The 10,606-nt window shown below is 73.1% G+C and carries 6 protein-coding genes; 1 reads left to right on the top strand and 5 read right to left on the bottom strand.

The features are described 5' to 3' along the window. Positions 1–56 precede the first annotated feature (56 nt). Genes KM933_RS19800 through KM933_RS19790 form a run of 3 tightly spaced genes read right to left on the bottom strand, consistent with a single transcriptional unit; the run spans position 57 to position 3,818 of the window. The gene (locus tag KM933_RS19800; protein ID WP_221354027.1) at positions 57–1,013 is read right to left on the bottom strand and encodes a carbohydrate ABC transporter permease; all 957 of its coding nucleotides are present in this window, start codon (positions 1,011–1,013) and stop codon (positions 57–59) included. Next, positions 1,010–2,131: an ABC transporter permease gene (locus KM933_RS19795; RefSeq protein ID WP_308013465.1), complete on the bottom strand. Its 1,122-nt coding sequence runs from the start codon at positions 2,129–2,131 to the stop codon at positions 1,010–1,012. The genes KM933_RS19800 and KM933_RS19795 overlap by 4 nt, the downstream gene beginning before the upstream one ends. A 4-nt stretch (positions 2,132–2,135) precedes the next feature. After that, positions 2,136–3,818, bottom strand: a complete 1,683-nt coding sequence (locus KM933_RS19790) for an extracellular solute-binding protein (protein ID WP_221354023.1) — start codon at positions 3,816–3,818, stop codon at positions 2,136–2,138. Positions 3,819–4,207: 389 nt separating this feature from the next. Here KM933_RS19790 and KM933_RS19785 point away from each other — a divergent pair, with 389 nt between their 5' ends. Beyond that, positions 4,208–7,129, top strand: coding sequence for a glycoside hydrolase family 3 C-terminal domain-containing protein (locus KM933_RS19785; protein WP_221354021.1), 2,922 nt, complete (start codon positions 4,208–4,210; stop codon positions 7,127–7,129). 76 nt (positions 7,130–7,205) lie between these two features. Here the strand turns inward: KM933_RS19785 and KM933_RS19780 are convergent, their stop codons facing one another. After that, positions 7,206–8,651 (bottom strand): aldehyde dehydrogenase family protein, encoded by a 1,446-nt coding sequence (locus tag KM933_RS19780; protein ID WP_221354019.1) that lies wholly within the window; start codon positions 8,649–8,651, stop codon positions 7,206–7,208. A gap of 220 nt (positions 8,652–8,871) precedes the next feature. Beyond that, entirely contained in the window at positions 8,872–10,569 is a 1,698-nt protein-coding gene (locus KM933_RS19775) for a PucR family transcriptional regulator (RefSeq protein WP_221354017.1), read from the bottom strand. Positions 10,570–10,606: the final 37 nt, after the last annotated feature.

Here is a 10,606-nt window from a genome sequence, read left to right as displayed (position 1 = left end):
CGACCAGCCGCACACGAGCCGCGCGTGACGACCGGCCCGCGGTCACCGGGCCACTGCTAACCCTTGACCGCGCCGGTCAGCATCCCCTTCCTGAAGTGCTTCTGCACGAACGGCGAGAGGAACGCGACCGGCAGCAGCGCCAGCACCATCACGGCCATCTGCACGGCGAGCGCGGACAGCTCCCCCGCCCTGATCGCCTGCCCCAGACCCACCGGGGGTTCCTGCTTCTGCACGAGCTGGATCATCACGTTCTGCAGCGGCATCATGTCCTGGTCGCTGAGGTAGATCGACGCGTTGAACCACGCGCTCCAGTACCCGACGGCGTAGAACAGCGTGATCACCGCGATGACGGCCCGGGAGAGCGGGAGCACGATCTGCCACAGGATCCGCCAGTCCCCCGCCCCGTCGATCCGCGCGCTGTCGGTCAGCTCCTGCGAGATGCCCATGAAGAACGCGCGCAGCACCAGGATGTTGAAGACGCTGACCGCGCTGGGCAGGATCAGCGCCAGATACGTGTCGGTCAGCCCCAGCGACTGCACCAGCAGGTACGTGGGGATGAGGCCGGCGCCGAAGAACATCGTCGCGAGCAGGGTCAGCAGGAACCAGCGGTGCCCGACGGACCCGATGCGCGAGAGCCCGTACGCGCACAGGACGGACACCGTCATCGAGAACAGCGTGCCGACGACGGTGACGCCGAGGCTGACGACGGTGGCGCGGGTGACCTGGCCGCCGCCGAGCAGCTCCTGGTAGGCGATGAAGGTGATGTCCCTCGGGACCACCACCAGACCGCCGGCCTCGCTGATGGTCCGCTTCGTGGAGAGGCTGGTGACGACGACGATCCACAGCGGGAACAGGACGGCCAGGCAGGCGACGGCCAGCACGGCGCCCTTGCCCGCGAGCCCCGCGCGGCCGGGCGCCTCCTCCCAGACGGGCCTGGGCGGCGCGGACCGGCGGCCGGGCCGCCGGGGCACGCCCGCGGCGGACGGCGGCCGCTCTCCGGTCACGGCACTCATCTCTTGTACACCCCCTGCTCGCCCATGAGGTGGGCGATCTTGTTGGCGGCGAGGACGAGGCCGAGACTGACCACGCCCTTGATCAGCCCGGCGGCCGCCGCGTAGCTGAAGTCCTGGTTGCGGACGCCGTTCCACCACACATAGGTGTCGAGGACCTCCGCCGCGCCCGGTCCCACCGCGTCCCGCTGGAGCAGGATCTGCTCGAACCCGACCGTGAGCGCGTCACCGACGCGCAGCACCAGCAGCAGGGCGATCACCGGCCGCAGGGCGGGCAGCGTGACGTGCCACATACGGCGCCACCGCCCGGCTCCGTCCATCGCCGACGCCTCGTACAGGTCGGGGCTGACGGAGGCCAGTGCCGCGAGGAAGACGATGACGCCCCAGCCGGCGTCCTTCCACACGCCCTCCGCCGTCACCAGGAACTTGAAGACCCCGGGGTCGGTCATGAGGTCGAAACCCTCGTGGCCGTGGTTGCGCAGGGTCTGCGCGATGATGCCGGCGCCGCCGAAGATCTGCTGGAAGACGGTGACGACCAGCACCCAGGAGAAGAAGTGCGGCAGGTAGAGGATCGCCTGCGACACCGCCCGCACCCGGGGCCGGAGCACGCTGTTGATGAGGAGCGCGAGCAGGATCGGGACCGGGAAGAAGAGCAGCAGTTGCAGGGTGAACAGGACGAGGGTGTTCCGGACGGCGTCCCAGAACGCCGAGTCCTCGAACAGCCGCGAGAACTGCTCGAAGCCGACCCAGGGGCTGTGGAGGACGGCGACGAGGCCGTTGTCGCTGACGTACGGGTCGTACTCCTGGAAGGCGACGACGTTGCCCAGGATCGGTACGTAGTTGAAGACCAGGACGAGCAGGACGGCCGGCAGGGTCATCAGGACCAGTGTGCGGTCCCGCCGGAAGCGGACCCTGAAGGTGCCGCCCTTCGCGGCCCTGCGCAGCGCCTTCCTGTCGGCCCCGGAGACTCCACCGGACCCGGACCCGGACCCGGAGCTGGAGCCTGACCCGGACCCGCCGGACCTCGTGGGCCGTCCTGTCCCGGCCGGTCCGGCGGGTCCGGCGGGCCCGTCCTGCGGACCGGAGGGCGCGGCGGCGTCCGACGTGGTGCCGTGTGCCACCTCGTCACCCCTGCGCGGAGCCGTTGTCGTCCAGCAGCTTGCGGTACCAGTCCCGCAGCCCGTCGCCGCCCTGGCGCTTCCAGTCCGACACCGCCCGCTGCACGTCGGCGATCTTCTTGCGGCCCCGGACGACGTCGTCCTCCAGCTGCTCGAAGTCGTTGGACAGGTTCGTGTAGCGGGCCGGCTCGATGACCTGGAGGCCGTGGAAGGAGGACTTCCTGGTGCGGGCACCCATCCGCTGCTGCCACTCGACCTGCGCCTTCGCGATCCGCGGGAGGTCGGGGTGCGCGATCGTCGAGGCGGGGCTCGCCAGCATCACGAAGGCGTTCAGGACCTCCTGGTTGCCCTTGTCGTTCTTGGTGGGCGTACCGTCCTCGACCGTGTAGTGCGTGCCCTCGACCCCGTAGTTGGTGAGCATGTACTCCTCGGTGCCGTACGGGGCGGCCGTGACGTTCGCGGCGGCCAGCACGTCGCGGACCACGGCCTTCGACGCCTTCTTGTTGACGAAGGCGAAGATGGTCGCGGGCGAGACGGCCCACAGCGCGGGGTCCCCGCCGTCGTGGCCGAAGATGTCCATGCCGGCGATGCGGAAGTCCTTGTTCTGGGCGGCCTGCTCGGTGGTCTTGGCCCACCAGTGCGAGAGGTCGTTGTTGTAGACGAGGACCTCGCCCGAGGTGAAGCGCAGCCCGGAGTCGCCCTGGTTCTGCGCCCTGGCGTCCGGGTGGACGACTCCCGCCGAGTACAGCTTGCGCGTCCACTCCAGCGCTTCCAGGTACGCGTCGGTCTCGGCGCGGTACACCAGTTCGCCGTCGACGAGGTGCCAGCCGAGGGACTTCTCGCTGCCGGACAGCACGCCGAAGCTGTTGAAGGCCGTCCACTTCATGTCGTCGCAGGCCCACACCTTCGCCCTGGCGCTGGTGATCTCCTTGGCCAGGGCCAGGAACTCGGCCGCCGAGGTGGGGAGTTCGTACCCCTTCTCGTCGAAGACGTCCTTCCGGTAGTACGGCACGATGTTGGGGACGTACGAGCTGGGCATCGGCAGGCCGCGTAATCTGCCGCCGAAGATGGAGCGCTGCCAGGCGTCGGTCGGGATCGCGGCGAGGTTCGGGTAGTCCTTGACCCCGTCGCCGGAGAGGTGGGGGCCGAGGTCCGCCATCTTGCTGATGATGGCGCCGGGGATCTTGCCGCCCATGTTCCAGCCGGGGATCACCACGACGTCCGGCATGTCGCTGGAGGCGAGGACCGCGCCGAGCTTCTCGTCGTACGTGTTGCCGTCCTGGTTCTGCCAGACGACGTTCGCGCCGATCTTCGCGTTCATCGCCTCGTAGTAGGGGTTGTCGCCCTTCGGCGGCGAGCCCCAGAACGGCGACATGATCCTGATCGTGCTGCCCTTGCCGAGCTTCCCGGGCACCGAGGTCTTCAGGTCGGCCGCGACGAGCTTGCCGGTGAAGCCCAGGGAGGACCCGTTCCGCGACGGGATGTCCGGCGTCACCACCTCCTGCGCCACGAAGGCCGGCAGGATCCTCTTCGCGTCCTTGCCCGAGGTCGTGCCCTCCTTGGAGCCGCCGCCGGAGCCGCCGCAGGCGGCCAGCAGCGGCGTCCCGCCGGCCACGGCGACGGTGGCGGCCGCCGTGGAGGCGAGGAAGCTTCTCCGGCCGGGACCGGTGGCGGAGGTGTTCGGCGTCATTGCGTCAACCCTTCGTGGCGCGCAGCGGGACGCCCGGCGGTGTGGCCGTCGGCTGCGGTGTCTCGATCGGAACTGGCCGAGCGGAAGCGGACCTCGGAGGTATCCGCACGTGGGAGCGGCATCGTCGATGACCGAAGGCAGTCGAAGCGCTTCGATGTCGTTGCGAGGTTAGGTGAACACCTCAGGGCGCACAAGGGTCGATTCCAACATTCCCGGTAGGCGTCCGGACCCCGGTGATCGTCCGCAACCCCCTTTGTCTTCAAGTACTTTCAAGCAGATCCGGACTTGCCACAGCCGGGCGTCTTGACACCCGACCGTCGGTCGAATGAGCATCGAAGCGCTTCGAATACCTCACCCGCCTCGCTCGTTTTTCGCAAAGGAAACCTCGTGTGACTGCACAGACACCGCCTTTCCGTGACGCGCGGCTGCCGCTCGCGAAGCGCGTCGACGATCTTCTGGCGCGGCTCACCCCGGCCGAGCGGGTGGCGATGCTGCACCAGTTCGGACCGGCGGTGGAGCGGCTCGGCATCGCCGCGTTCCGTACCGGCCAGGAGGCGCTGCACGGGGTGGCCTGGATGGGTCCCGCGACGGTGTTCCCGCAGGCGGTCGGCCTGGGCGCGACCTGGAACGAGGAACTGGTGCGCCGGGTGGGCGGGGCGGTCTCCGCCGAGATCCGCGCGATGCGCTCCCGTGACGAGCGGGTCGGCCTCAACGTCTGGGCACCCACCGTGAATCTCCTGCGCCATCCCCTGTGGGGCCGCAACGAGGAGGGCTACTCCGAGGACCCGGCGCTGACCTCGGCGATCGCCACCGCGTACACCCGCGGTCTGCGCGGCGACCATCCCGTCCGCTGGCGCACGGCCCCGGTCCTCAAGCACTGGCTCGCGCACAACAACGAGACGGACCGGGCCACCACGTCGAGTTCGGTACGGCCCCGCGTGCTGCACGAGTACGACCTGCGCGCCTTCCGCGCGACGGTCGAGGCGGGCGCGGTGGCCGGGGTGATGCCCGCGTACAACCTGGTCAACGGCCGCCCCAACCACGTCTCGCCGTACCTGGCCGAGCACCTGCGCGCCTGGACGGACCAGGACCTGCTGGTCTGCTCGGACGCGGGCGCGCCCTCGAACCTGGTCGACCACGAGCACTACTTCGACACGCACGAGGAGGCGACGGCCGCGGCTCTGCGCGCCGGCGTCGACAGCTTCACGGACCACGGCACGGACAGCTCGCGGATCGTCGCACGCGTCCGGAAGGCACTGGACCAGGGCCTGCTGACCACGGCCGACATCGACACGGCGGTGCGCCGCCAGCTCTCGGTCCGCTTCCGGCTCGGTGAGTTCGACCCCGGCCCGGACCCCTGGGCGGACCCCGGGGACTTCGACACCCCCGCGCACCGGGCCCTCGCCCGGGAGGCCGCGGAACAGGCGGTCGTCCTGCTCAGGAACGACGGCCTGCTGCCCCTCGCCCGGGAGGACACCCGGATCGCGGTGGTCGGCCTCCTCGCCGACGAGTGCAAGCTCGACTGGTACAGCGGCACCCTCCTCCACCGGTCCACACCGCTGGAGGGCCTGTACGAGCGCTTCGGCGCCGACCGCGTGGACTTCGCCGAGGGCGTGGACCGCGTACGGCTGCGGACCCCGGCCGGTACGTACCTGAGCGTGGCGCCGGCCGACGACGGGACAGGCGGCCCGGCCGACGGGGCGCGCGGCGAGCGGGGCGCGCTGGACCCGGCCCTCCTCGCGGGCCGCACCGACCTGCCCCCGCTCACCACGGACGCCGTGGGCACCGACTTCGCGCTGGTCGACTGGGGCGGGGGCGTCCTGACACTGCGCGCTCCCGACGGCCGCTACCTCTCGGTCGCCGAGGACGGCTTCGTCCGCGCCTCGGCGGACCGGCCGGGCGGCTGGGTCGTCCAGGAGACGTTCCGCCTGGAGCCGTACGTGTCCCGCGATCCTCATGGCACCGGTCACCTCCTGAGACATCTCGGCACGGGGCGCCACGTCTGTGTCACCGCCGGCGGCGTGAAGGTTGCCGACGAGGACGGCGGGGGTCCGGCGGTCTTCCGCGTGGAGGTCACGGAGCGCGGCGAGGACGCGGTGGCGCACGCCGCGGCCTCCGCCGACGCCGTCCTCGTGGTCGTGGGCAACGACCCGCACATCAACGGCCGCGAGACGCAGGACCGCACCACCCTCGCCCTCCCGGACCACCAGCGGCGCCTGCTGGAGGCGGCGCGGGCCGCGAACCCGCGCACGGCCCTGGTGATCACGTCCTCGTACCCCTACGCGACCGGCACCGCGGACCTCCCCGCGGTCCTGTGGACCGCGCACGGCGGCCAGGCGGCCGGCACCGCGCTGGCCCGCGTCCTGGCGGGCGACGTCTCCCCGGCGGGCCGCCTGCCCCAGACCTGGTACGCCTCCGACGCGGACCTGCCCCCGCTCCTCGACTACGACGTGATCGGCGGCCGTCAGACGTACCTGTACTTCGAGGGCACCCCGCTCTTCCCGTTCGGCCACGGCCTGTCGTACGCGTCCTTCGGGTACGGGGACCTCGCGGCGCACGTCGGCGAGGAGTCCGTGCGGGTCTCCTTCACGGTCACCCACACCGGCGGCCCGGCGGCCGACGAGGTGGTCCAGCTCTACGGCCGCCCGGTGGCCCCGTCCGTCCCGCGCCCCCGCCGTGCGCTGCTGGCCCACCGCCGGGTCCGCCTCGCCCCGGGCGCCACCGCGGAGCTGTCCTTCGACGTCCCGCTCCCCGCCTTCGGGTTCTGGGACGTCGCGCACGGCCTCTGGCGCCTGGAGCCCGGCGCGTACGAACTCCTCGTGGGCGCGTCCAGCGAGGACATCCGCCTGCGCGGGACGATCGGGCTGGTCGGCACCCCCGCCCGGCCACGCCCGGTCCTCGGACACGGCCTGGAGGCGGTGGACTTCGACGAGCAGCGGGGCGCCCTGATCGTCGACCGCACGAAACAGTCGGGCGACGCGGTGACACCGGGGTCGTCCGCGTCACCGGAGGTGCCCGCGTCACCGGCGGTCACGGACGCTCGGGACCGCACGGCCGAACTGACCTACCGGGCCTGCGACTTCGGCGCCGGCGTCCGGTCCGCCACGGTCGAGGTGGCGGGCGGGGGGAGCATCGAACTGGCCCTGGGGGACGGCCGGGTGCTCGCGGAGCTGACCATCGGGCCCACGGGGGGCCCGTACGCCTACAGCACCGCCGTCACCGCGCTCCGGCTGCGGCCCGCCGGGGTGCACGACCTGCGCGTCGGACTGCGCGGCCCGCTGCGGCTCGCGCACGTCGGCTTCTCCGGCTGAGGGCCCGGAGCGGTCCGGCGGCGACGGCCGGAGCCGCGCGCAGCGGGCTCCGGCCGTCGTGGACCGCCGCGGTGCCTCAGAGGGCGAGCCCCGTGAGGACCAGCACGCGCTCGTACGTGTAGTCCTCCATGGCGAACCGCACCCCTTCCCGGCCGACGCCGGACTGCTTCACACCGCCGTACGGCATCTGGTCGGCGCGGTACGAGGGGACGTCGCCGATCACCACACCGCCCACCTCCAGCGCCCGGTGGGCACGGAAGGCGGCCTGCAGGTCGTGCGTGAACACACCGGCCTGCAACCCGTACTTGGAGGAGTTGACGGCGGCGAAGGCGGCGGCCTCCCCCTCGGCCCGCTGCACGGTGAGGACGGGTCCGAAGACCTCCTCACGGGCGATCGTCACGTCGGCGGGCACACCGGCCAGCACGGTCGGCGCGTACGCGGCACCGTCGCGCACGCCGCCGGTGAGCAGCTCCGCACCGGCCGCGACGGCCTCCTCGACCCACGACTCCACGCGCTTCGCCGCGTCCTCGTTCACCAGCGGGCCGACATCGGTCGCGTCGTCGGACGGGTCCCCGGTCGCCTGGGCCTCGACCGCGGCGACGATCCGGGGCAGCAGCCGGTCGTACACCGAGGCGTCCGCGACGACCCGCTGCACGGAGATGCAGGACTGCCCGCCCTGGTAGTTGCTGAAGGTCGCGATACGGGCCGCGGCCCGGTCCAGGTCCTCGTCGCCCGCCCAGTCGGCGAGCACGACGGCCGCGCCGTTGCCGCCGAGCTCCAGGGTGAGGTGCTTGCGCGGCACGGAGTCCATGATCGCGTAGCCGACCCTGTCGGACCCGGTGAAGGAGATGACGGGCAGCCGCTCGTCCCGCACCAGCGCGGGCATCCGGTCGTTGGGGACCGGCAGCACCGACCAGGAACCCGCCGGCAGCTCCGTCTCGGCCAGCAGCTCGCCGAGGAGCAGGGCGCTCAGCGGGGTCGCGGGGGCGGGCTTCAGGATGATCGGCGCCCCCGCGGCGACGGCCGGGGCGACCTTGTGGGCGCAGAGGTTCAGCGGGAAGTTGAAGGGCGCGATGCCCAGCACGACGCCCTTCGGGAAGCGCCGGGTGAGGGCGAGCCGGCCCTGGCCCCCGGCGTCGGTGTCGAGCCGCTGGGCCTCCCCGCCGTTGAACCGGCGGGCCTCCTCGGCCGCGAACCGGAAGACGGACACGGCCCGGCCGACCTCGCCGCGGGCCCACTTGACCGGCTTGCCGTTCTCGGCGCAGATGAGCCGGGCGATCTCCTCGGTCCGCTCCGCGAGCCGCCTGCCCACGTGGTCCAGGGCGGCGGCCCGTACGTGGGCCGGCGTGGCGGCGAACTCGTCCCGCACGGCGTGGGCGGCGGCGACGGCCTCCTCGATCTGGGCGTCGTCCGGCACGCCGACCCTGCCGACCAGGTGCCCGTCCCAGGGCGAGGTGACGTCGAAGGCGGTCTCACCGGTGGCCCGGCGCCCGGCGAGCCAGAAGGCGTGGCTGGAAGTCATGAGGTCCCCGGCCCTTCCATGGATAAGTCGGCTGTGTGACCACCCCACGGTAGGGCCGCGGCTCCCCGGACCCACTTGTCCAACGAGGAGCACTGCCCCCAGACCCCGCTCCAGTTCGTCATACACCGCGCGGGGGTACTCCCCCAGGGGCGCGGGGAACTGCGCAGAACGCCCTCTCCCGCCGGCCCGCACCCGCCGGCGGGCCCGGACACGAACCGGCCTACTCCCCCCCGGCCGTCGCGGACACCCCCGTCGCCTTCAGCGCCAGCCACAGCTCCATCCGCACGTCCGGATCGTCCAGGGACCTGCCGAGGATCTCCTCGACCCGCCGCATCCGGTACCGCAGCGTGTGCCGGTGCACACCGAGGTCCGCCGCCGCCGCGTCCCACTGCCCGTGCCGCGACAGCCACGCCCGCAGCGAGGCGACCAGGTCCCCGCGCCCGGTGGCGTCGTGCTCGTGCAGCGCCCGCAGCAGTCCGTCGGCGAACGCCCGCACCGCGTCGTCCGCCAGCAGCGGCAGCACCGACCCCGTGGCCACCTCCTCGTGCTCGACCAGCACCCGCCCCCGCCGCCGCGCGACGGACAGCGCCTGCTCGGCCTGTTTGTACGCGGCCCCGGCGGCGACCGGGCCGGCCGGCGCGGACACCCCCACCACCAGCCCGTCCTCGTCCGTCCCCTGTTCGGAACCGCTGCGCGCGATCCCCACGGTCTCCGCGTACCGCGCGCAGGCGGCGACCACCGCGCCCCCGTCGGCGGCGAGCACCACGACCCGCGCCCGGTCGGGCACGACCAGCACGGCCTCCCCGGACCGGGCCGCCGCGAACTCGGCGACCTCGACGAGCCCGGCCACCAGGTCGCCCCCGGCACCGGCGGGCACGGCGGCGGCCTCGGCACCCGCCGCGTCCGCCCGGCCGGTACGGGGCCCGCCACCGGCCCGCGTCCGTCCGGCGGACGCCGGGGCGGCCTCGGCGAGCACCATCCGGTAGGGCGCGTCCAGCAGGCCGCCGTACAGGTCCCCGGCGACCCCCCGGGCGTGGTCGGGCTGCCCGGCGAGCAGCATCCGCAGCACGGCCGCCCCGATCCGCTGCTCGGCGGCGTACAGCGACCGGGACCGTTCCGTGGTCAGGGTCAGCAGGGCGATGGCGGAGTGCACGGCGTAGCGCTCGGCCGTGCCGGGCGCGGCCGCGGTCCCGACGGCGAGCGCGCCGCGGGCGCGCCGCCCGGTCCCCAGCGAGTGCAGCTCGACCCGGTCCCCGCCGGCCCCGCTCCCGTCGTCGGGACCGCCGCCGACGACGGCACTCGCGGGCGCGGGCCGCTCCCGCAGCCGCTCCACGTCCCCGGTCAGCCGGGCCGCCCTGCGCCCCGCCCACTCGGGCGCCGTGGCGACCACGGCCCCGGAGGCGTCGTACAGCGCGGTCCACCCGTCGACCTGCGAGGCGAGCGCGGCCAGCAGCCCTTCGGGCCCGTCGCTCAGCGCCTGCTTGGTCAGTTCGCGCTGCGCGGCGAACCCGGCGGTCACCGCCCGGTACTGGTCGGCGGCGATGGCGGCGGACACGGCCTTGCTGATGGCGAGGAAGGGGGTGCGCCGGGGGACCTCCAGCAGCGGCAGCCCCTCCTCCTCCGCCGCGGCGGCCAGCGCCTCGGGAATCCGCTCGTGGTGCACGCCGACGGCGAAGCCGAGCCCGGCCACCCCCGCCCCGACCAGCCGCTGCACATACCGGCGCATGGCGTCGGCGTCCTCGACGTCCAGGTTGAGCGCGGTGATGAGCAGGAGCTCCCCGCCCTCCATGTACGGCACGGGGTCGGTGAGCTCGCTGGCGTGCACCCAGCGCACGGGGGTGTCCAGCCGTTCCCGGCCCGCGCGCACGGTGAGCTTGAGCGCCGAGTGGTGGACGAGCGAGGCGAGCGTCGGGGGCATGATGCCTTCAGGTCTTCAGGTCTTCAGGTCTTCACGG

It is taken from the genome of Streptomyces beigongshangae, from assembly GCF_019710745.1.
Lineage (GTDB): Bacteria > Actinomycetota > Actinomycetes > Streptomycetales > Streptomycetaceae > Streptomyces > Streptomyces beigongshangae.
The sequence above is the reverse complement of the archived record's forward strand: the minus strand, read 5'-3'. Positions and strand labels throughout refer to the sequence as shown.